Source organism: Streptomyces sp. NPDC091412 (genome assembly GCF_044756885.1).
In the GTDB taxonomy this organism is placed as follows: domain Bacteria; phylum Actinomycetota; class Actinomycetes; order Streptomycetales; family Streptomycetaceae; genus Streptomyces.
This window is the reverse complement of record NZ_JBIVTV010000035.1, coordinates 11,295-34,692: the sequence shown is the minus strand read 5'-3', so window position 1 is coordinate 34,692 and position 23,398 is coordinate 11,295. Positions and strand designations below refer to the sequence as shown.

Sequence of the window (23,398 nt, the reverse complement as noted above, 5' to 3'; positions counted from 1 at the left end):
GGCGGCTACGGCTACACCCGCGACTACCCGGTCGAGCGCATGATGCGCGACGCCAAGATCACGCAGATCTACGAGGGCACGAACCAGGTCCAGCGGATCGTGATGGCCAGGAACCTTCCCTAGGTCCTGTCGTCGAATTCCCGCCTGCCGCGCATGTGACGACAGGCCCTGGCAGGCTCTTTGCGCGCGTCCGACGGCCTCCGGCATTGAGCCGGGGGCCGTTCGCGGTGTGCCGGGGAGGGCCGCCGGACGCGGGCCGTAAGCCGAACGGCGGTAGCCGGTCCGGCGTCCGCGCCGGATGGCGCGGGGACCCGGGCGGGCGTACGACGGTAGGGAGCAGGGCCCCGCCCCGGTGCCCTTCGTCCCCCAGGAGGAGCCATGACCCAGCCCGGAACCATGACCCCCATGAGCAAGGAGATGCAGGACTGCGTCCAGGCCTGCATGTCGTGCCACACCGTCTGTGAGGAGGCCATGAGCTCCTGCATGCAGATGGGCGGCCAGGCGCAGATGCAGATCATGCGCGCGCTCATGGACTGCTCCGAGATGACCCGCATGTGCGCGGACATGATGATGCGCCGCTCGCCCATGGCGGCGGAGATGTGCGCGATGTGCGCCAAGGCGTGTGACATGTGCGCCGAGGCGTGTATGTCCATGCCCGACGACAAGATGATGAAGCGTTGTGCGGAGGCGTGTCGCCGCTGTGCGGAGATGTGCCGCGCGATGGCGGGCGTCAGGATGTGACCTGAGCCCGGCCCGACGGCGAAAGCCCCGCGGTGCCGGCCGGCACCGCGGGGCCCTCCTGGCAGGGGGCCCGGGTCAGTTGCCCGTGACCGTGACCTTCTGGTCGTTCTTCAGTTCGTCGACCAGCGTCTTGACCTTCGCCTTGTCCCAGACGAGGTTGCCGCCCGTGGAGCCGGAGATCGGCATGTTCATGGAGACGCCGTCGCCGCCGTTGACGTTCTTCATCGCCCAGAACATGGAGGCCAGGTCCCACAGGCTCATGTCCTTGTCGACGATCAGGGAGTCCAGGCCCGCACCCATCGTCGGGTAGAGCCTGAACGGGTTCAGGATCGTCGAGGGGGTCGCCACCTGGTGGGACAGCGCGGCGAGGAACTTCTGCTGGTTCTTCGTGCGCTGCAGGTCGGAGGTGGCGAACGCATGCCGGGTGCGCACGAAGGCCAGGGCCTGCCGGCCGTCCAGCTTCTGCTTGCCCGCCTGGAAGTCGGCGCCGGAGTACTTGTCCTTGAAGCCCTTGTCGATGGTGAGTTCCACACCGCCGACCGCGTCCACGATGTTCGCGAAGCCGGCGAAGCCGATCTCCACGTAGTGGTCGATGTGCAGGCCGGTGTTGTACTCGATGGTGCGGACCAGCAGCTCCGGGCCGTCGAAGGCGTAGGCCGCGTTCAGCTTGTTCGGTCCGAGGGGGCCCTTGATCTTGCCGGACTCCGAGCCGCGGAACTGCGGGATCGTGACGTTGGAGTCGCGCGGCAGGGATATCAGCGTGTCGCCGTTGTCGCCGACGTGCAGGATCATCATCGAGTCCGTGCGCTTGCCCTCGGCGGACCCGGTGTGCAGCTGCTTCTTCTGCTCCGAGGACATGCCCTCACGGCTGTCGGAGCCGACGATCAGGTAGTTCGTGCCCTTGCCGGTCTCCGGCCGGTCGATGACCTTGGACAGGTCGACCTCGCGGCGGAGCTTGGAGTCGGCCCAGAAGTAGGTCGCGACCGAGGTCACCACGAGCAGCGTGACCAGGGTGATCACGGACCACTTGAAGCGGCGCCGCCAGTTCGGCGCGGGACGGTAGGCGCGCGGGTCACCCCCGCCCGGTCCCCCCGGCCCGCCGTAGACGTGGCCGGAACTGTAGCCGCTGTCGTAGCCGCCGGGGCCGTCGTATCCGCGGCCGTCGACGTACGACGGTTGCTGCGGAATGCCGTACGGCGGCGCCGAGGGGCCCGGGCCGCCGGGCGGCGGGTACCCGCCCCGCCCGCCGGGGGCCCCCGGGCCGCCGCGCCGTACCTGGCGCATCACACGCGCCCCTTCCGGCGTCGCGCCGGCGCTGCCGCGTCCGTATCCGGGTCCGCGGTTGCCGTCGGACCACCCCTCGGGCCAATCATTCATGCGCCCCAGTGTGCAGGGCACCGCCGTGTCCCTTACAAGAGGCGTCAGGAAATAGGGGCACCGCTGTTGCGAAGCTGACACAAACTTCCCGGATGCCGCCCCGGCATAAGGTGGGGGTCATGACAGAGCAGGCCTCCACCGCGGAATCCGCCGAGATTCCGGACATCCCCGGCAAGCCGATTTCGGCGTCCCGGACCACCCTGAGCCACATCATGACCCACAACGACACCAACCTGCTGGGGACGGTGCACGGCGGTGTGATCATGAAGCTGGTCGACGACGCGGCGGGCGCGGTGGCCGGCCGGCACAGCGGCGGGCCCGCCGTCACGGCGTCCATGGACGAGATGGCGTTCCTCGAACCGGTCCGGGTCGGCGATCTCGTCCATGTGAAGGCTCAGGTCAACTGGACCGGCCGGACCTCCATGGAGGTCGGTGTGCGGGTCCTCGCCGAACGCTGGAACGAGTCCACCCCGACCACTCAGGTCGGCTCGGCGTATCTGGTCTTCACCGCCGTGGACGCCGACGGCAAGCCGCGCGCCGTACCGCCCGTCCTGCCCGAGACCGACCGGGACCGGCGGCGCTACCAGGAGGCCCAGATCCGCCGCACCCACCGCCTGGCCCGCCGCCGCGCCATCAGGGAACTGCGCGAGAAGCGCGCGGCCGAGGGCTACGCGGACTGACGCCGCCGGTTCTCACTCCGTCAGCCGCACAGCACCTCGTCGCCCGTCAGGACCGCGGCGGCACCCTGCTCCTGGTCCTCCACCCGTACCTGGCGCACCTGGTGGTACTCGCTTCCCGCGACCACCTTGAGCGTGGCCCCCTGCCCCGGCACGGCCCGCAGCTCACTGCCCGGCAGCGCCGCGGCGAGCGACTTCGCCGACTGGTCCCACCGGGGGTCGTAGAGCACGACGGTCCGCCGCACGGTGGGCTCCTTGGCGTCCGCGGGCGCCCCCGTCGTACGGAACCCGGCCGCCGCCAGCGCCTCGTCCACCCGCTTGCCGAGCCCGGCCGCGCCGGTGCCGTTCTCCACCTGGACACGGATCTGCTGCGGGGGGACCTGCACGGTCACCGGAGAGTTCGCCTGCCGCGGCCGCCGCACGGTCAGCGGCCGGTCCTCCCGCAGCGCCCGGAAGAGCCGGTCCGCCTTGGTCCGGTCCCACTTCACCGTCGAGCCGACGCCGTTGACGGGATAGGACGGCTCCGAGATCGGGACGGTGGCGAACTCCGATGAGGACGGGGAGAAGCTGCGCATCGCCCGCCCGAGGTCCAGCAGCTCGTCGGTGTGGAAACCCTGGTCCGCCCGCACCGAGCCCAGCACGGTCAGCGCCACGTTCCGGAACTTCATGGGGTTCAGCAGTACCTGGGAGGAGGTCGCCCGCTCGATCAGGGCGGCCAGGAACCGCTGCTGGCGCTTCATCCGGCCGAGGTCGCTGGCCCCGTCGACGTGCCGGGAGCGGACGTACTGGAGTGCCTGGCCGCCGGAGAGCATGTGCGTGCCGGCCGCCAGGTCCAGGCCGGAGTAGCTGTCCTTCATCGGTTCGGAGGTGCAGATCTGCACCCCGCCGAGGACGTCCACGGTCCGCATGAACGTGGTGAAGTCCACCTCGAGGTAGTGGTCGATCTTCAGTTGGGTCAGGTCCTCGACCGTGCGCACGGTCAGATGGGGGCCGCCCTCCGCGTATGCCGCGTTGAGCTTGACGGGGTGAGGCCCGTGCCACCGGCCCGTGTTCCGGTCGACGTGGCCGGGCAGCTCGGCGTAGGAGTCCCGGGGCAGGCTCACCACGCTGGCCCGCTGCCGGTCCTGCGACACATGCACGATCATCATCGTGTCGGTGCAGTGGCAGGCCTGGCCGCCCAGCCGGTACTGGCGCCGCTCCTGCGCGCTGATGCGGTCCCTGCCGTCGGTGCCGACCAGCAGGACGTTCATGCCGTGGCCCGCCCGCGGGCGGTTCTTCATGTCCTTGAAGGGGTCGACCCGGGCGATGTCCGCGTCCAGGCTGGAGACCACCGCGTGCCCGATCCCGGCGGAGGCGAGCACCACCACCGACAGCGTGGTCGCCGCCCGCATGGCCCAGCGCGGCCTCCGGCGCGGTGCGGACGCGTGCGGGACCCGCGCCGGCCGCGGCGGTGCGGCTCGGTGCTGCGGGGCACGCGGTGGCCGCGGGCGGGGCCGGGACGGCGTGGGGGGCATGGGGACACCTCCGCATAGGCGTGGGTGGGCACCGTGAGCACCGTAGGGCCATACGATCTGCTGACCGGCGCAGTGACCCCCACGGCGCGCACCGGTGTCCCCCGTTCGCGGTAACGTGAGCACCGATGAACGCCAAGCCCGACGTGCGACTCCCCGCCGTTTCTGTGATCATGCCCGTCCTCAACGAGGAACGGCACCTGCGCGGAGCCGTCGAAGCGATCCTCGCGCAGGAGTACGGCGGCGAGATGGAGGTCGTGATCGCCCTCGGTCCTTCCGCGGACCGCACGGACGAGATCGCCGCCGAACTCGTGGCCGAGGACCCGCGCGTGCACACGGTCCCGAACCCCACCGGCCGCACCCCCGCCGCGCTCAACGCCGCGATCAAGGCATCCCGCCATCCGATCGTGGTCCGTGTCGACGGCCACGGGATGCTCTCGCCGGACTACATAGCCACCGCGGTACGGCTCCTGGAGGAGACCGGCGCGCAGAACGTGGGCGGCATCATGCACGCCGAGGGCGAGAACGCCTGGGAGCATGCCGTCGCCGCCGCGATGACCTCGAAGGTCGGGGTGGGCAACGCCGCCTTCCACACCGGCGGCCAGGCCGGCCCGGCCGAAACGGTGTACCTGGGCGTCTTCCGCCGCTCGGCCCTGGAGCAACAGGGCGGCTACAACGAGGAGTTCATTCGCGCCCAGGACTGGGAGCTCAACTTCCGCATCCGCGAGGCGGGCGGCCTGATCTGGTTCTCGCCCGAGCTGCGGGTGTCCTACCGGCCCCGCCCGAACGTCAGGGCCCTCGCCCGGCAGTACAAGGACTACGGCCGCTGGCGGCACGTCGTCGCCCGCTACCACCAGGGCTCCATCAACCTGCGCTACCTCGCCCCGCCGGCCGCGGTGTGCGCCATCGCGGCCGGGATCGTGGTGGGCGCGGCCCTGACCCCGTGGGCCCTGGTGGTCCCCGGCGGCTACCTGGCGGCGATCGCCGCCGGATCGCTCCCCGCGGGCAAGGGCCTTCCCCTGGCGGCACGGCTGCGCATCCCGGTCGCCCTGGCCACCATGCACATGTCCTGGGGCTGGGGTTTCCTGGCCAGCCCCAAGTCGCTGGCCAGGAAGGTCATCGCCGCCCGGAGGCCGCCGGTTTCCGCCGCCGGCTGAGCGTTCGCGCCGAGCGTTCTCAGGGCCCCTCTCCGCGGGAGAGGGGCCCTGCTCGCGCTACCAGCGGTAGGGCGCGTACACGTCCATGCACTGGCTCTCGTCCGAGCCGTTGATGGCGTCGGAGTTGTCGGGCAGGTCGCCGGCCTTCGGGGTCGCCTCCTTCGGATAGGTGCTCCCCGTACGCCAGTCGGCGCCGACGACGACGGTGACACCGGAGACGTCGGTCGACTTCCGCACCGAACTCAGCGGAATCCCGAGGGCCTTGGCGACGCTCTGCGCGTCGCCCTCCAGGTCCGCGCTCGGGTAGCGCACGAGCGTCTCCTCCTCCGACAGCGCCGCCGAGGTGTCGGCGGTGGCCCGCGTGAAGCCCTTGCCCGCCAGTTCCTGGCCGATCTCGCGGGCCCGGCCGCCGACCGGGGCCTGTGTGGCGGTGCGGGTGCCGTTCTGCACCAGGACGCCCAACCGGTCGGCCTGGACCGAGGGAGTCCTGTCCGCCGCGCTCTCGCCCGTACGCTTCTTCGCGTTCTTCGCGTCCGGCGCCGGGCCCTTGTCGTCGAAGGGCACGTCGTCGCGGAGCATCTTCCACATCTTCGTGGCGCCGGCGCCGTCCGGGACGACGTGGTTGTCGTCCTGCGGGTCGGCGACATTGGGCATCGTCGTCATGGTGATGCGGTCGGTGGGGACCGTCTTGAGCTGCATGGCCAGGTGGTACAGCTTCTCGACGGTGCCGATCTCCTCGGACACCTGGAGCGACTTCGTGGCCGCCTCCGCGAGGCCCATCAGCCGGCCGGAGTCGGTGAAGACGTTCTGGCTCCGCAGGGTGCGGATCATCGAGTTCATGTACATGTGCTGGGCCCTGGCCCGCAGCAGGTCGCTGCCCCAGGCGTGCCGGGTGCGCAGCCACTGGAGGGCCTCTTTGCCCTTGACCTTGTGCTTGCCCGCCGTCAGCTTCAGACCGGAGCCCCCGGGCGCCAGGGGCGTGGGGCGGTCCCACACGTTCTGCTTCACACAGACCTCGACGCCGCCGATGGCGTCCGCCATCTTCACCACGCCCGCGAAGTCGATCGTCATCCAGTGGTCGATGTACACACCGGTGAGGCTCTCCCAGGTGGCGAGCGTGCAGCCGGCGCCGCCGCGGGCCAGCGACTCGTTGATGATCTCGTTGACGGGCGGATAGACCTTGCCGGTGTCGGGGTCCGTGCACTTGGGGATGTCGACCCGGGTGTCCCGCGGGATGCTCACCACGGCGGCGCTCTTGCGGTCCGCGGCCAGGTGGATGAGCATCTGCACATCGCCCCGCGGCGGGGTGCCGCGGTTGTCCCGGCTGCCGCCCAGCGCGACGTTCGCGTCGGAGTTACGGCTGTCGGAGCCGATCAGCAGGATGTTCACGGGCATCTGGCCGGCCGAGTTGGGCCTCGACCTCTGTGCCTTGGAGTCACCGCTGCTGCGCTGACCCTTGCGGATATTGCCGTTCAGGTGCTGGTAGTAGAGGTATCCGGCGCCGGCCGTGCCGAGTACGACCAGTGCGAGCACCATCGCCGACCAGCGCAGTACGCGCCGCGCGGGACTTCTGCCCTTGGCATCGCGCTTCTTCCCGCCGCGTCCTTTGCCGCCGTGCCGGCCGCGGCCGTCCGATGCGCTGCCCTTGCGCGGCGCGGGAGGTATCGCTTCCTCGACCGCCGATCCCTCCCCGCGCAGACTGCTCTGCGTCACTCCCCGTCCTCCCACCCTGGTGCCATGCCATGAAACAGGCCTGTCGTGCGCCGGGTTAGACGCATGACAGGCCCATAAGGTGGTGCTGTGCGCTCAACTTGCGCATTCGACCTTGTCCGCCGTGGACTTCCCGTCGACCTCCGGGGCCTTCGTCGGCGCGGTGAGCGGCACGCCCGCACCCTTGAAGTCCTTGCCCAGCGTCAGCGTCATCGTGGGCATCCCCTGGGAGTTGGTGAAGCTCTTGCCCGGCTTCAGCGCGGCCCCGGACAGTCCCATGAGCGCGGCGAGCTTACGGGCCTGCGGAGCCTGGTCGGGCGCGTACTCGAGCGTGGTCTTGGCGATTTCCTTGGGCGCGTTGGCCGCGTTCTCCGACTTGAGCACGCCCACGGAGGTCTGCAGCCAGGTGACGGTGTCCTGGGCGGCACCGCCGGCGGCCCCTCCGTTGAAGACCCGGACCCGCACCTCGGAGGCCTCGGACTGGGTGCCCTTGAGCCGGGCGGCGTCGGCGCTCTTGTCGGCCTTCTTCTTTTTCTTCACCTGGGTGAAGGAGACGTCGTTGTTGATGGCGTCGAAGACCTGGGGCGCCGTGTTCTCGTCGACGACGACCGTCGCGTGGACCTTCTCGGCCGGGTTGTCGACCACCGGCGTGGTCAGGAAGGTGATGTTCTTCGTCGGCACCTTCTTCAGCTCCAGCGCCACGTCCTTGAGGGTGCTGACCTTGCCGATGCCGGTGTCGACGGTCAGCGCCTTGGTGGCGGCGTCGGCCAGGTCGTACAGCTTGGACGGGTCGGTGAGCGTGTCCCCGGAGGCCATCTGGCGCATCAGCGAACTGAGGAACTGCTGCTGCACCTTGATGCGGTCCAGGTCGCCCTTGTTGCCCCAGGCGTGCCGGGTACGGACGAAGGCCAGGGCCTGTTCGCCCTCGACGGTGGACTCGCCGGCGGGCAGGTCCAGGTGCGAGTCCTTGTCCTTCACCGCGTGCTTGAGGCACACGTCGACTCCGCCGACCGCCGTCGTCAGCGTCTTGACCGCGTTGAAGTCGGCCATCATGAAGTGGTCGGGCTGAATGCCGGTGACCTCTTTGACCGTGCGCATGGTGCAGCCCGGGTCGCGGCCGTCCTGGCCGAGGCTCGTGTTGAAGCGGACGCCGACCGTCCCCGGGACGACCTTCATGCTGCCGTCGGGCTGCTTGGTCGGGCAGTCCGGCACGTCCACGATCAGGTCGCGCGGGATGCTCAACGCGGTCGCGTTCGTACGGTCCTTGGCGACGTGCAGCAGGACGTTGGTGTCGGCGTGGCCGACACTGCCCTTGTCGCCGTAGCCCTCGTTGCCGGCGCCGGTGCGCTTGTCGGTGCCGATGATGAGTATGTTGAAGGCTTCGTTCTTGCTGAAGCCGTTCTTGGCCGCGCTGCCCACGTCGGTGGTGGTGACGTTGCCCTCGAGGTGCTTGAGGACCAGGTAGCCGGCCGTGCCGACGCCGATCAGGACGAGCGCCATGGTGCCGCCGGTCCACATCAGGACCTTCTTGGTCTTCGACTTCTTCTCCGGCCGACGTCCCCGCCGCCCGGGCGGCTCCTCCGTCGGCGCCGCCCGGCGCCGACGCGGGGCGGGCGCGGTCTCGGAGGGGGCGGCGTCACGGGTCTGCTGCCGTCCGGGCGCCGCCGGGCGCTCCCCGGTCGCCGTGCCTCCGGCTCTGCGGGAGGAGGGACGACGGGGACCCGGTACCGCCGACTGCGGAGCGGAAGGGGTCAGTTGCAGTTCGTATTCGCCGGTGTCCGGATTGAGCACCCACTGGTCTGCGGGGTCGACATTGTCCGCCCGCCCACGGCCTTGCGCGTCCACGGTTGTCCGAATCCTCCGTCGGGGCCACGCGGCGCCTTGCCCCTCTTGGCGCCAGGTCTGCTTCGCACAGTGCGCGACCCCAGGAAGATCTCGCGGCCAGTCGCACCGGATCGCTCACACTATCCGGCAGATTCCACATCGAGCGACGCTGGTGACAAATTCCACTTCCCTACAAGGGGGCAATCCGCCCATTTCCTTGGACAAAAGTTCGCCTTTGGCCGTGGCTTTACCCGCAGAGGCCCCCAAGTTGGCCGTGTCGTCGCGGAACGACGTCGTGGGCCAGGGCGTGAGCGGTGGATCGACGGGGCGCTCGGCCCGCGTCGCGCACAACCTCCGGGGAATACCCACCGTAGTCGTGCGGCTGCGCAGGCGAATCCCTTTCCGGTCCGGAATCCGAATCCGCGGCGGCTGAATTCGCGCCGTTCGCCCCGAATCCCGCATTCCGCGGGATTCGGGGCGAGCGTGTTGGGCGGAGATCCGGGTTCGGAGCCCGGTCGCCTCATCTGGCCGTGGCCGTGACCCGCTCGGACTCGATGCGCTTCGCCAGTGCGTCCTCGGGCAGGCGGTCGAGGTTGCGGCACAGGACGACCGAGGCGCCGGCGGTGAGCGGCGCGTACAGGCCGGCGCTGAGGCCCTCCCAGGTGTCGTACGGCAGCGCCGACAGCAGGCGGGAGGCCGGTCCGGTCAGGTTCAGCTCCGGGGCGTCGCCGCGGGCCCGCTCCACGACCTCCGCCACCGTGTACTCGGCCCCGGCCACGATCAGCGCCGGCTCCTCCGGGTCCACCGGCGCGAAGGGCGCGAACGCGTCGCCCTGCCCCGGCACCTCGACGGCGTAGTCCAGGAAACCCTCCGGCGGCTGCGGGAACCGCCCGCCCAGCGGCCGCAGCGCCAGCGCCACCCGCTCCCCGGAGCACGCGCGGGCCGCGTCCAGCGTGTCCGGTCCGCTGACCACGACATCCGCGACGCCCGCGTTCCCGTCGACGTCCGCCACCGCGCCCACCGACGCGCACGCCAGCAGCCACACGGCCGTCTGCCAGTGCGCCGGCAGCATCAGCGCGACCCGGTCGCCGGGTCCGGCGCCGAGGTCCCCCTGGAGGAGGTTCGCGGTCTTGGCCACCCAATTGGAGAAGGTGGCCACGGACAATTCGACGCGTTCGCCGGTGGCGTCGTCGTAGAAGGTCACCAGCGGGCGTCCGGGATCCGCGGCGAGCGCGGAACGCAGCAGGTCGGCAGGGGTGCGTTCGGTGGCGTTCACCCGCGCAAGCGTACGCGGCGCCGGCCCTGCCCACCGCGCGGTCGGCCACGTGCGGGTGAGCGGCGGGCCACCGGTTCGGCGCAACGGCAGCCGACGGTCCGTCAAGTCCGGGATAGGCATGTTTGTCTGATCATGTCCAGGATCTGGAGCATGCGTCGATACGGATTCCTCGCGTGCTCGATCGGTGTCACGTGTGCGGCCGCCCTCAGCCTCGCCCCCGGTCTGACGGGCGGTCGGGCGAGTGCTGAGCCGGCGTCGGCGACCGGGTCGGCAGCCGTCCCCGGCAGCACCCGGTCCCTGCCCCTCGCCCCGCTCACCCGCGACCCCGGCCCCGCCCCCGACCGCGGTGCCCTCTTCGAACAGGGCCTGCGCCGCACGGATGTCCGCCACTTCTCCCTGGTCGGAGTCGTCTGGGACGACCTGGACACCGAGTTGCACGGCGGCGTCCGGATCCGCACCCGCTCCGCCGCCACCGGCGTCTGCAACAGCGCGGGCATCGCCGTCATCGGCACCTACGGCACCGCCAGGCCCTCCTCGGCCGCGGTGACGGCCGTCGCACGGCTGACCGCGTGGAAGTTCGGGCTCCACGGGATGAATCCGCGCGGAAAGACATATCTGACCTCCGGCGGTGGCAACCTCTACCAAAAAGGAAAGAGCGTACGCCTGAACGTGATCTCCGGCCACCGGGACGGCTTCGCCACCGACTGCCCGGGACAGCGGCTCTACGGCAAGCTCGGCGCGGCCCGCTCGGCCGCGGCCCGCTCGGCCGCGGCGCGCTACCAGGGCCGCTGAGGACGGACGAGGACGGACCGAGGACGAACAGGAAGCGGAGACGACAGGTGACAGAAGCGATCCTCCTGGTCGGCGGCAAGGGCACGCGGCTGCGCCCCCTCACGGTGCACACGCCGAAGCCGATGGTGCGGGCGGCGGGAGTGCCGTTCCTCACCCATCAGCTGGCGCGGGCGAGAGCGGCGGGCGTCGAGCACGTCGTGCTCGCCACCTCCTATCTGGCCGAGGTCTTCGAGCCGTACTTCGGCGACGGCTCCTCGCTCGGGCTCCACCTGGAGTACGTGACGGAGGAGGAGCCCCTGGGCACGGGCGGCGCCATCCGCAACGTCGCCCCGCGCCTGCGCTCCGGCCCCGACGAGCCGGTCCTCGTCTTCAACGGCGACATCCTGACCGGGCTGGACATCCGGGCCCTGGTGCGCACCCACGCGACCACGGGCGCGGACGTCTCCCTGCACCTGACGAAGGTGCCGGACCCCCGCGCCTACGGCCTCGTCCCCACCGACGGGACCGGCCGCGTCCTGGCCTTCCTGGAGAAGCCGCAGACCCCCGAGGAGATCGTCACCGACCAGATCAACGCGGGGGCGTACGTCTTCCGGCGCTCGGTCATCGACACGATCCCGCAGGGCCGCCCGGTGTCGGTGGAGCGGGAGACGTTCCCCGAACTGCTCGCGGCGGGCGCCCACTTGCAGGGCATGGTCGACTCCACCTACTGGCTGGACCTGGGCACCCCGGCCGCCTTCGTACGCGGCTCCGCGGACCTGGTCCTCGGCCGCGCGCCCTCCCCGGCCGTGCCCGGTCGCTGCGGCGACCGCCTGATCCTGCCCACGGCCGTCGTCGCTCCCGGCGCCAAGCTGACCGGCGGCACGGTGGTGGGCGAGGGCGCGTTCGTCGCCGAGGGCGCGCGGGTGTTCGGCAGCGCGATCCTGCCCGGTGCCGTCATCGAGCCCGGTGCCGTCGTCACCGACTCCCTCATCGGCAGCCGTGCCCGCGTCGGCACCCGATCCGTCCTCAACGGCACGGTCATCGGCGACGGCGCGGTGGTCGGCGCCGACAACGAGCTGAGAAACGGCGCGAGAGTGTGGTGCGACGCGCGAATCCCGGCCGGGTCCGTGAGGTTCTCCTCGGACCAGTAGCCGGCCGGGTGGGCGGGACAGGGTACGAAGCTGCGAGCGCGGTGAGCCGGCCCGCCCCGTGCCGGCCCCACCGCGCGAGCCCGCCGGCGTGGGCGGGAGTCCCGGCTCAAAGGCGCCCGATGTCGCCCTTCGGCATCCGCGGCGCCCGCCGGGGCGGCACCCGCCCGCTCAGCAGGATCAGCCGGGCCGCCCGATGCCGCTGCCCGGCGTACGGCTCCAGCAGACGCAGCATCTCCGCGTCGTCCGCGTTCCGGTCCCCGGCCAGCGCCCACCCCACGATGCCCGGCAGATGCAGATCACCGACCGTCACGGCGTCCGCCGCGCCATGACTGCGCTGCACGGTCTCCGCCGACGTCCACGGTCCGATGCCGGGCACCAGCTCCAGCCGTTCCCGCGCGCGCTCCGGAGGCATCCGCGCCGCCTCCTCCAGCCGCGCGGCGACCCGCACCGCCCGCAGCACGGTCGACGCCCGCTTGTCGTCGACCCCGGCCCGGTGCCACTCCCACGACGGGATCAGCGCCCACGTCCGCGGCGCCGGCATGACGTACATGCGGCCCGGTGCGGGTCCGGGCGCCGGCTCCCCGTACGCGCGCACCAGCATCCGCCAGGCCGCGTACGCCTCGACCGTCGTCACCTTCTGTTCCAGGACCGACGGGATCAGCGACTCCAGCACCAGGCCGGTCCGCGTCAGCCGCAATCCCGGCCGCCGGTGCCGGGTCAGCGCGAGCAGCCGGTGCCGCGGTACGAACGCGGACGGGTCGTCGACGGCCCCGAGCAGTTCGGGCAGCTGCTCCAGCAGCCATTCGGCGCCCGGCCCCCACGCGTCCCCGCGCACCGTCTCGCCGTGAGCGGACACGCGCAGCGTCCCGGGCCCGAGCGGCGTGCGGCCGGTGCGCCACACCGAACCGTCGGGCATCGCCCGGAACGTGGGATCGCCCTGCCCCCGCCGCAGAGGTCCGAGCACGAGCCCGAGGTCCAGCGGCCCGTCCGGCACCCAGGTGCGGACCCGTGCCGGCGCGGCGGCCTGCCGGGGTACGGCCGCGGGCACGTCGGCCTGCCCACCGCGCACGGTCGGACGCGGGGGCCGCGGAGCGAAACGTCCTGCCACGAATGAGATCCAGGGTTGCCTTGAGGTGCCGTACGAGCCTATGCGGTCACAGGGAGACGACGAACGCCCCCGCGTCCCGCTCCGGCCGCGGCTTCGGCTGCTCCGCCGGATGCCCGACGGCGACCGCCCCCATCGGATCCCAGTCCTCGGGCAGGCCCAGCACCTCGCGCACCACGTCCCGGCAGAACATCGTCGAGGACACCCACGCCGAGCCGAGCCGCTCCCCGGCCAGCGCGACCAGGAAGTTCTGCACCCCGGCCCCGGCGGCGACCACGAACATCTCCCGCTCGGCGCCGTCCCGCCGCTCGTCGCCGTACTCGTGCGAGCCGTTCATGACGAGGCACGGCACCACGAGGTACGGCGCGTTGCGCAGCACGTCACCGCGCCGGATCCGCCGGGCGATCGACTCCTCGCTCCTTCCGTCCCGCCGCAGGTCCGCGATCCAGGCTTCCCGCATCGCGTCGAGCAGTCGCGTGCGAGACTGCGCGGACTCGAGGAGCACGAACCGCCACGGCGTGGTGTGGTGCGGCGCGGGTGCCGTCACCGCCGCGGCCACCGCTCGCCGCACCGCGCCGGGATCGACGGGCTCGTCGGTGAAGGACCGCACGGTACGCCGCTGGGTCACCGCCTCCCGCACGGCCTCGGAGGTCCCCAGCCGGAACATGTCGTCGCGCGCGTCACGCACCATGACCCGCGCTCCTCCTCCGTCCTCGCCGTTCTCCTCGACCACCACATGCCGCAGCCCGCGCACCACTGCGACGGGCAGCCCGGCCGCCTTGCCCTTGACCAGGTCGCCCGCGGCGGCCAGTTCATCGGCGGTGGCGACGACGGTGGCGCTCAGCGGGTTGCCGTGCGCGTCCGTGCCGCCGCGCAGATCGTCCAGCACGCGTACGCCCGCGGCGCCGATGGCGACATCGGTGAGCCCCGCGCGCCAGGGCCGCCCGAAGGTGTCGGTGACGAGCACTCCGACGGTGACGCCCAGGGCGTCGCGCAGCCCGTCCCTGATCGCGCGCGCGGACGCGTCCGGATCCTCCGGCAGCAACAGCACCGTGCCGGGAGGGGTGTTGGACGCGTCGACTCCGGCGGCCGCCATGACGTGCCCCTGCCGGTTCTGCACGATCCGCAGCGCTCCGCGCCGGGCCACGACCCGTACGGTCTCGGCGTCGATCGCGGCCTCCCGGTCGGCCGCCCGGACCAGCCGCCCCTCGGCCTTGGAGACGATCTTCGAGGTGACGAGCAGCACGTCCCCGTCGGCCAGTCCGGGCTCCGCGGCGGCGATCAGCTTGGCCAGCTCGTCCCCCTGCGCGACCTCGGGGATCCCGGGCACCGCCCAGACCCGGAATTCCGGGGCGTCGGCCGGTGACTCCTCTGTCGTGCCGCTCATGCTCCGCGCACCTCCTCGGCCAGTGCGAGCGCCTCGCCCGCCATCCGGGCGGCGGCGTCGACGTCGGTCATCATCAGCGGCACCGCCCTGCACCGGATGCCCGCGGTCTCGACCCGCTCGACCGAGGCCTCGTCGACCGTGTCGACGAGCCAGCCGTCCAGCAGCCCCGAGCCGTAGTGCTCGGCCACCGCCGCGGCCGTGGACTCCACGCCGACCGCGGCGAGGACCTTGTCGGCCATGCCGCGCACGGGCGCGTCCCCGACGATGGGGGACAGGCCGATCACCGGTACCCCCGCGTCGGCGATGGCCTCCCGGATGCCGGGCACCGCGAGGATGGTGCCGATGGAGACGACGGGGTTGGACGGCGGGAAGAGGATCACGTCGGCCTGGGCGATCGCCTCCAGCACGCCGGGCGCCGGCTTGGCCTGTTCCGCGCCGACCGGCACCACGGCTTCCGCCGGTACCGAGGCCCGCAGCCGCACCCAGTACTCCTGGAAGTGGACGGCCTTGCGCTCGCCGGGGCCCGGGGTGGCGCCGCTGTCGGGCAGCGTGACCGCGACATGCGTCTCCACCCGGTCGTCGGTCATCGGGATCAGCCGCACCCCAGGCTTCCACCGGTCGCACAGCGCCTCGGTCACCGCGCTGAGCGGATACCCGGCGCCGATCATCTGAGTGCGCACGATGTGCGTGGCGAAGTCGCGGTCGCCCAGGCCGAACCAGTCCGGTCCGACGCCGTATGCCGCGAGCTCCTCCTTGAGATGGAAGGTCTCGTCGGTCCGGCCCCAGCCCTGCTCCTCGTCGATGCCGCCGCCGAGCGTGTACATCACCGTGTCCAGGTCCGGGCAGATCTTCAGCCCGAAGAGGTGGATGTCGTCGCCGGTGTTGCCGATGACCGTGACGTCCGCGTCCGGCACGGCCCGCTTCAGGCCGCGCAGGAACCGGGCACCACCGATGCCGCCTGCCAGAACCACAATCCGCATGGACACAGTGTGTCAGCCGCCGGGCCGACTCGGTGCGGCCTGTGGACAGCGGCCTGTGGGTAAGGGACACGTCCCCCGCCGACGGCTCAGGCGCCCGCCGCGCCCGCCGGGCCGGGGAGAACGCCCGCGCACTGGGCGGCGGTGTGGGCCGTCGCGGTCGAGGACCGGGCGTGCATGGGCATCTCGGTCAGGCCGGGGAAGTAGACGTGCAGGCTGACCGCCGGCTCCAGCGAGTCGTTGACGACCTCGTGCGCGTACCCGGGCGCGAACACGCGCTGAGCGCCCGCCCCCAGCGCGCGCGTGGCCCGCGCGGTGCGCTCGGTCAGCTCGCCGTCCAGGACCGTGAGCACGCCGGAGGAGGGGCCGTGGTCGTGGAGTCCGCTGCCCTGTCCGGGTACCCAGGACAGCAGCCACACCTCGTAGCCCGGGCCGGTGCGCAGCCGGTGGTACCAGCGGGTCGTCGCGTCGTAGCGGACGAGGTGCGCCCACTGGGCGCGGTCGGCCGCGAGGGAGCGGGCCAGGCCGACGAACTCGGCCACGGTGGAGGGGTGTTCGCGGGGGGCCTGGAGCAGGTGCGGGACTTCGAGGAGGTCGCCGGCGATCTGGAGGTCGCTGTCGCTGTTCATGAGGGTGGGGAGGTTCCTCGGTGAAAGAAGGTCAGAGGGAACGGGGGCCCGGCCGAAAAGGTCCGGACGACGGCTGGAGCACGCGTGACGCGCGGGGGCTCAACAGCCGCAACAGCGACAGCTGCAGCGAGCGTGGGCAGCACCGAGGGACCCGGCGGTGCGGGTCGTGGTGAGTGCCGAGTTCGCGAGCATGCCCTCTAGGCAAGCGGCTCACACCCCCACTGTCAACTTGACGCCCGGAATGTGGGACATGTTTCACCTCATCCGGTTCATCTCACAGATGAAAGGTTTGCTCGTGGGGGTGCCGGGACACATGGCGCACATGCCGGGCGCGCAAGCCCCGTTGCGATCCCGTGATCAGACCGTGATCCAGGTCGCTTCGGTGTGCGTGTCGGAACGAGATCGAAGTCCGGGGCGTCCTTCCCTGTGCGGGCTCCGCGTGGGGCGCGAGACCTTCGGAGCCTCGGCCATGTGTCAGGGTTTATGACGATTTGAACACTTTCCGCATGGCCTTGGTTCCGCAGAGTGAATAAGGGGCTCAATAGCAGATCTCGGCTTGACTCGCCCGGAGCAGCACACTTGTAATTTCACTCGTGTCGTTCAGCCGGACAGATAACGGCTGCATCACGGGGACGCGAAAGACAGACGAGGGGCGCACATGACCGAGCTGGTGCAGCAACTGCTGGTCGACGACGCGGACGAGGAACTCGGCTGGCAGGAGCGCGCGCTGTGCGCCCAGACCGACCCCGAGTCCTTCTTCCCCGAGAAGGGCGGCTCCACCCGCGAGGCCAAGAAGGTCTGCCTCGCCTGCGAGGTCCGCTCCGAGTGCCTCGAGTACGCCCTCGCCAACGACGAGCGCTTCGGCATCTGGGGTGGTCTGTCCGAGCGGGAGCGCCGCCGGCTGAAGAAGGCGGCCGTCTGACCGCCGTACCACCGCAGGCTCCGCTCACATCCCCCGGAAAACGTCACGAACGGCCCGTCGCAGGTGGGTTATCCACAGGCGACGGGCCGCCTTGTTGGCCAGCCGATAGTGTGGTCGCTCGTCCGACACGCCCCCTGCCCCCACCGGGCACGGGCGTCCACCGAAGTCCACCGAACCGGGGCCCGTATCTCGATGTCCGTGCACAGCCATGCGGCAGCCCACTACGACGGCGCTGCCCCAGTGCCCGACCCCGCGCGTGCGACGGTGTCCGACCAGACCGGCACACCGGAGTACCCGCGCCACGTCGTCACCGCCGTGCTCGTCTCCCACGACGGCGCGCGCTGGCTGCCCGACGCGCTCGCCGGCCTGCTCGGCCAGGAGCGTCCCGTGCAGTGCGCCGTGGCCGCCGACACCGGCAGCGCGGACGAGTCGGCCCAGGTGGTCACCGACGCCCTCGGCGCCGATCGCGTCCTGCACCTCGCCCGGCGCACCGGCTTCGGACAGGCCGTCGAGGAGGCCGTCCACAGCGCCCCGGTCCTCACCCCGGACGACCTGCCCTACCTCAAGCGCCCCAGCAGCTGGGACCCCGTCACGCGCACCTGGCGCGACGAGACCTACGACCTGCCCGAACTGCCGTACGGGGAGCCGGTGCAGTGGCTGTGGCTGCTGCACGACGACTGCGCCCCCGAACCCGACGCCCTGGCCCAGCTGCTGCGCGTCGTGGAGAACGAGTACGAACTCGGCCGGGACGACGTGGCGGTGGTCGGTCCCAAGCTGCGCGGCTGGTACGACCGCAGGCAGCTCCTCGAAGTGGGCGTCAGCATCGCCAACTCCGGTCGTCGTTGGACCGGCCTCGACCGGCGCGAGCAGGACCAGGGCCAGCACGACCACGTCAGGCCCGTGCTGTCGGTGTCCACCGCCGGAATGCTGATCCGGCGTGACATCTTCGAGGAACTGGGCGGGTTCGACCGCCGGCTCCCCCTGATGCGCGACGACGTCGACCTGTGCTGGCGTGCCCTCTCCGCCGGCCACCGTGTCCTGGTCGCCCCCGAAGCCGTCGTACGGCACGCCGAGGCGGCCTCCCGCGAGCGCCGGACCGTCGACTGCGTCGGCCGCACCGCCGCCTCCCCGCACAAGGTCGACAAGGCCGGCGCCGTCTACACCCTGCTCGTCAACACCCGCACGGCAGCGCTGCCCTGGGTGCTGCTGCGCCTGGTCCTGGGCACCCTGCTGCGGACCGTCGCCTACCTCGTCGGCAAGGTGCCGGGGCAGGCCGTCGACGAGATCCGCGGTCTGATGGGTGTCCTGCTGCGGCCCGAGCGGATCATCGCGGGCCGCGGCAGACGCGGCAAGCCGCAGATCGACAAGGGGGAGCTGCGGGCGCTGCTCCCGCCGCCGGGCGCCACCATCCGCGTCACGGTGGAACAGGTCGCGGGCAACCTCGTGGGCGGTTCCGACGCCGAGGCGTCCTCGGCCGGCCGGCACGGAGGCGCGATCGAGTCCGGGCCCGGCGGCGACGACGCCGACTTCCTGGAGATCGAGCAGTTCGCCCGTCTCAAGCGCATCGCCCGCAAACCCGGCCCGGTGCTCTTCCTGGTGCTGCTGTTCGTCTCCCTGGCCGCCTGCCGCGGTCTGCTCGGCGGCGGCGCGCTCGCGGGCGGCGCCCTGCTGCCCGCGCCCGCCGGCTCCTCCGAACTGTGGTCGCGCTACCTCGACTCCTGGCACCCGGTGGGCGCGGGCGGCACCCCGTCCGCGCCTCCGTACCTGGCGATGGTCGCGATGCTCGCCTCCCTGCTGCTCGGCTCGACCGGGCTCGCGGTCACCGTCCTGCTGGTCGGCTCGGTACCGCTGGCCGGATTCACCGCGTACTTCGCCTCCCGCCCGCTGGTCCCCTCCCGCCTGCTGCGCGCCTGGGGCGCCGTCGCCTACGCCTTCCTGCCGGCCATCACCGGCGCGCTGGCCGGCGGCCGCATCGGCACCGCCGTACTGGCCGTGCTGCTGCCGCTGATCGCCCGCGCGGGCGTCGCGGCCGCCGGCCTGGCCAAAGCCACCGGCGCCCGCGGAAGTTGGCGGGCCACCTGGGCGTACGCGCTGCTGCTGACCGTGACCACCGCGTTCACGCCGATCGTGTGGCCCATCGCGCTCCTGCTCGGCCTCGGCGTGCTGGTCGTGCGCCGCGACGACATCGTGGCCCACGGGCTGCGCTTCCTGGCGCAGTTGGGCACCCCGCTGCTGGTCCTCGCGCCCTGGTCGCTGTCGCTGCTGCCGTTCGGCTTCTTCCACGAGGCCGGCCTGGAGTACGGCTCCTCGGCCGCCTCCGCGCTGGACCTGCTCGGCGCCGGCCCCGGCGGCCCCGGCACGATGCACGGACTGATGCTCATCGGCATCGTCCTGGCCGCGCTGGCCGCCCTGCTGCGCTCCGAGCGCCAGTTCGCGATCTGGACGGCCTGGGCGGTCGCCCTGGTGGCGCTCGTCTTCGCCGTGCTGTCCAACGGCTCCACCTGGGCCGGCCCGGCCACCCTCGTCTACGGCCTCGCCCTCCTCGCCGCCGCCGTGATCGGCGCCGACGGGGCACGTGCCCGCGTGGCCGAGCAGAGCTTCGGCTGGCGCCAGCCGGTCGCCGCGCTGATCGCCTTCGCCTCGGCCGCCGGCCCCCTGCTCGTCGCCGCCGGCTGGATGATCGGCGGCGCCGACGGCCCGGTGGAGCGGCGCGACCCCGTGCAGGTGCCCGCGTTCGTCGCCGAGGAGAGCGGCACCCGCGACCAGGCCCGCACCCTGGTTCTCGACAGCGACTCGCCCGCCCACGTCGGCTACATGCTCGTACGCGGCTCCGGCGCTCGCATGGGCGACGCCGAACTCGCCGCGGTGAACGGCGGGAACAAGCAACTGGACAAGGTCGTCGCCAACCTGGTCGCCGGCTCCGGCGCCGACCAGGCCGGCCAGCTCGGCGGTTTCGCCGTGCGCTACGTCCTGGTCCACAAGGGCGCGCCCCGCGACGTCAGCCGCGTCCTGGACGCCACGCCCGGCCTGACCCGGCTCAGCCAGCAGGACGGCAGCGCCCTGTGGCGGGTGAACCAGGAGGTCTCGCGCGCCGCCATCGTGCCCGCCGCGGGCTCCGGCACCGCCCAGCCCGTCGCCGCCGGACCCGTCGAGATCCACACCACGATCCCGTCCGGGGCCGAGGGCCGCGTGCTGCGCCTGGCCGACTCCGCCGACGCGGGCTGGACGGCCACCCTGGACGGCAGGCCGCTCACCCGCACCACCGTCGACGACTGGGCCCAGGGCTTCCAGCTCCCCGCCTCCGGCGGCAAGCTGGACGTCGCCTTCGAGGACCCGTTCGGCCACACGGCCTGGCTGTGGGCCCAGGGCGCCCTCGCCGTCGTCCTCGTCGTGCTCGCCCTGCCCGGCCGGCGCCGCGACGTCGACGACGACCTGCCGGAGGAGGAGCTCGTTCCCGCCCAGGCCGTCGCCGGGGAGGGCCGCCGGGCCCGCAGGCTGCGGGCCCAGGCCGAGGCCGAGGCAGACGAGGCCGGTCAGGGCGAAGCCGGTCAGGAGGGTTTCGGCCAGGAGGAGTTCGGGCGGCAGGAGTTCGCGGCGGAACCGGGCACCGTGCCGCCTCCCGCCGCGGACGAGGAGCCCGCCGCCGTCCCGCACCAGCAGTCCTACGACGAGTGGGACACCACCGCCTACGCGGGAGCCGCGACCGAGTACGGCGCCTACGGCGACGGCCAGTACGAGGGCGACGGCCAGTACCAGGGCGCCCAGCCCCAGCAGTACCCGGCGGGCGGCTACGACCAGGCGTACCAGCCCGACCCGTACCAGGGCGGCCAGTACGACCAGTACGGCTACGGCGGCCAGCCCCCGGCGGCGCCCTACGGCCAGACGTACCAGCAGGGATACGAGGAGCCGTACGACCCGGCTCAGCACCACCCGCACGGCAACGGCAACGAGCGCCCCGACGGGAGCCAGCAGTGAACCGCACGACCCTGTCCCTGATCGCCGGCGTGACCGCGCTCGCCGCCGTCACCGGATTCGCTGCGCTGGACACGCCGGACGCCGCGGGCGCCGGTCCCGCCACGGCGGCCGCGCAACTGCCCGTCGAGCGCACGACCCTGGTGTGCCCGGCGCCGAGCACCTCCGACATAGCCGACACCGCGTACACGTCCTTCACCCCCGTGACCACGGGCACCGGCGGCTCGGGCAAGGCCCAGCTCATGCCCGCCACCGAGCAGTCGGACACGGGTGACGGGAAGGACACGGCCAAGGGCGGCTCCAAGGGCAAGACCAAGGACGGCGGAAAGAACAAGACCGCCAAGTCGGTCCTGGAACCCAAGGAGCCCGGCACACCCGTCACCGGCGACACCTCGGGTGGCGAAGCGCCCGCGCTGATCGGCACGGCCGAGGGCAAGTTCGCGCCCGGCTGGACGGTGCAGCAGACCACCGAGGTCGCCGTGGGCGCCGGCCGCGGGCTGCTGGGCGTGACCTGCACCGCGCCGGACACCCAGTTCTGGTTCCCCGGCGCGAGCACGGCCGCAGCCCGGTCCGACTACATCCACCTGACCAACCCGGACGACTCCCCGGCCGTCGTCGACATCGAGCTCTACGGCGCGGAGGGCGCCGTGAAGTCGCCCGCCGGCGAGGGCATCACCGTTGCGGCGCACTCCAGCGAGCCGCTCCTGCTGTCCACGCTCACCGACTCGGCGCAGCAGGACCTCACGGTGCACGTGAGCGTGCGCAGCGGCCGGGTCGGGGCGGCGGTGCAGGCCCTCGACAACAGTCTGGGCGGGGACTGGCTGGCGGCGTCCGCGGACCCAGCGGGCAGCCTCGTGCTCCCGGGCATCCCCAAGGACGCCACGGAGGTACGGCTGATCGCCTTCACGCCCGCCGACTCCGACGCCGACCTGAAGGTGCGCCTCGCCTCCCCGTCCGGGCTGATCACGCCCGCCGGGCACGAGACGGTCCACCTCAAGGGCGGGATGACGACCGCCGTCGACCTCGGTGAGGTCACGCGTGAGGAGGCGGGGTCGCTGGTGCTGACCCCGACCTCGCGGTCGGTGCCCGTGGTCGCGGCACTGCGGGTCCTCAGGGGCAAGGGCGACCGGCGGGAGACGGCGTTCATCCCGGCGGCCGGCCCGTTCATGACCCGGGCGACCTCGCCCGACAACAGCGCCAAGGGCTCGACGCTGTCGCTGACGGCTCCCACCGCCACCGCGCAGGTCAAGGTCACCGCGTCGGCGGGCAGCGGGGGCGGCACGGCCGTCTCGAAGACCTACACGATCAAGGAAGGCACGACCCAGGACATCGCCCCGCCGGTGCCGTCCGGCCTGAAGGGGACGTACGCGCTCACGGTGGAGCGGATCTCCGGCGGCCCGGTCTACGGGGCGCGCACCCTCACGGCGTCGCGGGAGGGCAACTCCGGCTTCACGATCCAGACGCTGCCGGACGACCGGGGGATGGTGGCGGTGCCGCACGCGGAGCAGGACCTGTCGGTGCTGCAGAAGTGAGCCGGGCGGCCCGGGGGCGGCGCGGCGACGGGCCGGGGCTGTCCTCGCCGCACCGGGGCGGTCAGTCCTCGCCGTACCGGGGGTCGACCGTCTCCGGGGTCAGCCCCAGCAGTTCGGCCACCTGCTCGACGACGATCTCGTGCACCAGGGCGGCGCGCTCGTCGCGGCCCTTGGTGCGGATCTCCACCGGCCGCCGGTAGACGACCACGCGGGCGCGTCGCCCCTCACGCGACGCGACCGTGCCCCCGAGCGGCACCGCCTCGTCGCTCCACGGCTGCCCCGGCCCGTCCAGCCGCGGCACCTCCACCACGAAGAAGTCGACGTCGGCCAGTTGCGGCCAGCGCCGCTCCAGCCGGTCCACGGAGTCCTGCACCAGATCCGCGAACGCCTCGGCGCGGCTCGCGGCGAGCGGCACCTGCGGCGGGGCGATCGGACCCCGCATGCCCCGGCCGTGGCGATCACGTCGGCGGGGCCCGGGGTCGGTGGCACGGGGCGGTACAGGGGTGTCCATCACTGGTGAAGGGTAGTCCCCGGCGTCCCCGGGTGCCCGGTCCCGCGCGTCATCGCGGACCCCGTGCCGGACCCCGTGCCGGACCCCGTGCCGGACCCCGTGCCGGACCCCGTGCCGGACCCCGTGCCGGACCCCGTGCCGGACCCCGTGCCGGACCCCGTGCCGGAC

Annotated in this window: 18 protein-coding genes and 1 pseudogene; 9 read left to right on the top strand and 10 right to left on the bottom strand. The window is 72.4% G+C overall.

What is annotated here, in order from left to right; all coding sequences use genetic code 11:
• Together ACIQMV_RS37790 and ACIQMV_RS37785 are read left to right on the top strand one after the other, a co-directional pair.
• On the top strand, positions 1-123 hold a 123-nt coding region (locus tag ACIQMV_RS37790), incomplete at its 5' end, for an acyl-CoA dehydrogenase family protein (protein WP_256178065.1).
• Between the two features lie 255 nt (positions 124-378).
• Positions 379-741 (top strand): four-helix bundle copper-binding protein, encoded by a 363-nt coding sequence (locus tag ACIQMV_RS37785; protein WP_141360444.1) that lies wholly within the window; start codon positions 379-381, stop codon positions 739-741.
• A gap of 75 nt (positions 742-816) precedes the next feature.
• On the opposite strand, the gene ACIQMV_RS37780 is transcribed toward ACIQMV_RS37785, so the two are convergent.
• Positions 817-2,118: an LCP family protein gene (locus tag ACIQMV_RS37780; protein ID WP_402597609.1), complete on the bottom strand. Its 1,302-nt coding sequence runs from the start codon at positions 2,116-2,118 to the stop codon at positions 817-819.
• Between the two features lie 119 nt (positions 2,119-2,237).
• Here ACIQMV_RS37780 and ACIQMV_RS37775 point away from each other — a divergent pair, with 119 nt between their 5' ends.
• Positions 2,238-2,798 carry an acyl-CoA thioesterase gene (locus tag ACIQMV_RS37775; RefSeq protein WP_402597608.1) on the top strand — a complete coding sequence of 187 codons (561 nt, stop codon included), beginning with the start codon at positions 2,238-2,240 and terminating at the stop codon, positions 2,796-2,798.
• Between the two features lie 20 nt (positions 2,799-2,818).
• Here ACIQMV_RS37775 and ACIQMV_RS37770 read toward each other — a convergent pair whose 3' ends face one another.
• Positions 2,819-4,309, bottom strand: a complete 1,491-nt coding sequence (locus tag ACIQMV_RS37770; protein WP_402597607.1) for an LCP family protein — start codon at positions 4,307-4,309, stop codon at positions 2,819-2,821.
• 125 nt (positions 4,310-4,434) lie between these two features.
• Between ACIQMV_RS37770 and ACIQMV_RS37765 the strand changes: the two genes are divergently transcribed.
• The gene (locus ACIQMV_RS37765; RefSeq protein WP_402597606.1) at positions 4,435-5,463 is read left to right on the top strand and encodes a glycosyltransferase family 2 protein; all 1,029 of its coding nucleotides are present in this window, start codon (positions 4,435-4,437) and stop codon (positions 5,461-5,463) included.
• A 57-nt stretch (positions 5,464-5,520) separates the two neighbouring features.
• Here ACIQMV_RS37765 and ACIQMV_RS37760 read toward each other — a convergent pair whose 3' ends face one another.
• From ACIQMV_RS37760 to ACIQMV_RS37750, 3 genes are all read right to left on the bottom strand, one after another.
• The gene (locus ACIQMV_RS37760) at positions 5,521-7,176 is read right to left on the bottom strand and encodes an LCP family protein (protein ID WP_402597605.1); all 1,656 of its coding nucleotides are present in this window, start codon (positions 7,174-7,176) and stop codon (positions 5,521-5,523) included.
• Between the two features lie 93 nt (positions 7,177-7,269).
• Positions 7,270-9,018, bottom strand: coding sequence for an LCP family protein (locus ACIQMV_RS37755; protein ID WP_402597604.1), 1,749 nt, complete (start codon positions 9,016-9,018; stop codon positions 7,270-7,272).
• Positions 9,019-9,517: 499 nt separating this feature from the next.
• Positions 9,518-10,273 carry a TIGR03089 family protein gene (locus tag ACIQMV_RS37750; protein ID WP_141360450.1) on the bottom strand — a complete coding sequence of 252 codons (756 nt, stop codon included), beginning with the start codon at positions 10,271-10,273 and terminating at the stop codon, positions 9,518-9,520.
• Between the two features lie 483 nt (positions 10,274-10,756).
• Between ACIQMV_RS37750 and ACIQMV_RS37745 the strand changes: the two are divergent.
• Both ACIQMV_RS37745 and ACIQMV_RS37740 read left to right on the top strand, forming a co-directional pair.
• A pseudogene (locus ACIQMV_RS37745) lies at positions 10,757-11,065 on the top strand (N-acetylmuramoyl-L-alanine amidase); the annotation flags it as partial.
• A 47-nt stretch (positions 11,066-11,112) separates the two neighbouring features.
• Positions 11,113-12,195 (top strand): sugar phosphate nucleotidyltransferase, encoded by a 1,083-nt coding sequence (locus ACIQMV_RS37740; protein ID WP_402597602.1) that lies wholly within the window; start codon positions 11,113-11,115, stop codon positions 12,193-12,195.
• 106 nt (positions 12,196-12,301) lie between these two features.
• On the opposite strand, the gene ACIQMV_RS37735 is transcribed toward ACIQMV_RS37740, so the two are convergent.
• The 4 genes from ACIQMV_RS37735 to ACIQMV_RS37720 form a co-directional block, all read right to left on the bottom strand.
• Positions 12,302-13,303 (bottom strand): DNA-3-methyladenine glycosylase family protein, encoded by a 1,002-nt coding sequence (locus tag ACIQMV_RS37735; protein WP_402597600.1) that lies wholly within the window; start codon positions 13,301-13,303, stop codon positions 12,302-12,304.
• Between the two features lie 46 nt (positions 13,304-13,349).
• Entirely contained in the window at positions 13,350-14,687 is a 1,338-nt protein-coding gene (locus ACIQMV_RS37730; protein WP_402597599.1) for a coenzyme F420-0:L-glutamate ligase, read from the bottom strand.
• Entirely contained in the window at positions 14,684-15,667 is a 984-nt protein-coding gene (cofD, locus tag ACIQMV_RS37725) for a 2-phospho-L-lactate transferase (protein ID WP_388475421.1), read from the bottom strand. The genes ACIQMV_RS37730 and cofD overlap by 4 nt, the downstream gene beginning before the upstream one ends.
• Positions 15,668-15,753: 86 nt before the next feature.
• Entirely contained in the window at positions 15,754-16,293 is a 540-nt protein-coding gene (locus tag ACIQMV_RS37720) for a cysteine dioxygenase (protein ID WP_402597597.1), read from the bottom strand.
• Between the two features lie 658 nt (positions 16,294-16,951).
• On the opposite strand from ACIQMV_RS37720, the gene ACIQMV_RS37715 reads away from it, so the two are divergent.
• From ACIQMV_RS37715 to ACIQMV_RS37705, 3 genes are all read left to right on the top strand, one after another.
• Complete coding sequence (locus ACIQMV_RS37715; RefSeq protein ID WP_003975777.1) at positions 16,952-17,215, top strand: WhiB family transcriptional regulator; 264 nt, start codon at positions 16,952-16,954, stop codon at positions 17,213-17,215.
• A 192-nt stretch (positions 17,216-17,407) separates the two neighbouring features.
• Positions 17,408-21,190, top strand: a complete 3,783-nt coding sequence (locus ACIQMV_RS37710; RefSeq protein ID WP_402597595.1) for a glycosyltransferase — start codon at positions 17,408-17,410, stop codon at positions 21,188-21,190.
• Positions 21,187-22,719 (top strand): DUF5719 family protein, encoded by a 1,533-nt coding sequence (locus ACIQMV_RS37705; protein WP_402597593.1) that lies wholly within the window; start codon positions 21,187-21,189, stop codon positions 22,717-22,719. Before ACIQMV_RS37710 ends, ACIQMV_RS37705 begins: the two co-directional genes overlap by 4 nt.
• A 61-nt stretch (positions 22,720-22,780) precedes the next feature.
• Here ACIQMV_RS37705 and ACIQMV_RS37700 read toward each other — a convergent pair whose 3' ends face one another.
• Entirely contained in the window at positions 22,781-23,230 is a 450-nt protein-coding gene (locus ACIQMV_RS37700) for a metallopeptidase family protein (RefSeq protein ID WP_402597610.1), read from the bottom strand.
• Positions 23,231-23,398 lie beyond the last annotated feature (168 nt).

Bases quoted from the DNA above. Each gene is read 5' to 3' on its own strand.
- ACIQMV_RS37785 (WP_141360444.1), top strand. From the start codon at position 379: ATGACCCAGCCCGGAACCATGACCCCCATGAGCAAGGAGATGCAGGAC.
- ACIQMV_RS37780 (WP_402597609.1), bottom strand. From the start codon at position 2,118: ATGAATGATTGGCCCGAGGGGTGGTCCGACGGCAACCGCGGACCCGGA.
- ACIQMV_RS37775 (WP_402597608.1), top strand. From the start codon at position 2,238: ATGACAGAGCAGGCCTCCACCGCGGAATCCGCCGAGATTCCGGACATC.
- ACIQMV_RS37770 (WP_402597607.1), bottom strand. From the start codon at position 4,309: ATGCCCCCCACGCCGTCCCGGCCCCGCCCGCGGCCACCGCGTGCCCCG.
- ACIQMV_RS37765 (WP_402597606.1), top strand. From the start codon at position 4,435: ATGAACGCCAAGCCCGACGTGCGACTCCCCGCCGTTTCTGTGATCATG.
- ACIQMV_RS37730 (WP_402597599.1), bottom strand. From the start codon at position 14,687: ATGAGCGGCACGACAGAGGAGTCACCGGCCGACGCCCCGGAATTCCGG.
- cofD (WP_388475421.1), bottom strand. From the start codon at position 15,667: ATGCGGATTGTGGTTCTGGCAGGCGGCATCGGTGGTGCCCGGTTCCTG.
- ACIQMV_RS37720 (WP_402597597.1), bottom strand. From the start codon at position 16,293: ATGAACAGCGACAGCGACCTCCAGATCGCCGGCGACCTCCTCGAAGTC.
- ACIQMV_RS37715 (WP_003975777.1), top strand. From the start codon at position 16,952: ATGACCGAGCTGGTGCAGCAACTGCTGGTCGACGACGCGGACGAGGAA.
- ACIQMV_RS37710 (WP_402597595.1), top strand. From the start codon at position 17,408: ATGTCCGTGCACAGCCATGCGGCAGCCCACTACGACGGCGCTGCCCCA.
- ACIQMV_RS37700 (WP_402597610.1), bottom strand. From the start codon at position 23,230: ATGGACACCCCTGTACCGCCCCGTGCCACCGACCCCGGGCCCCGCCGA.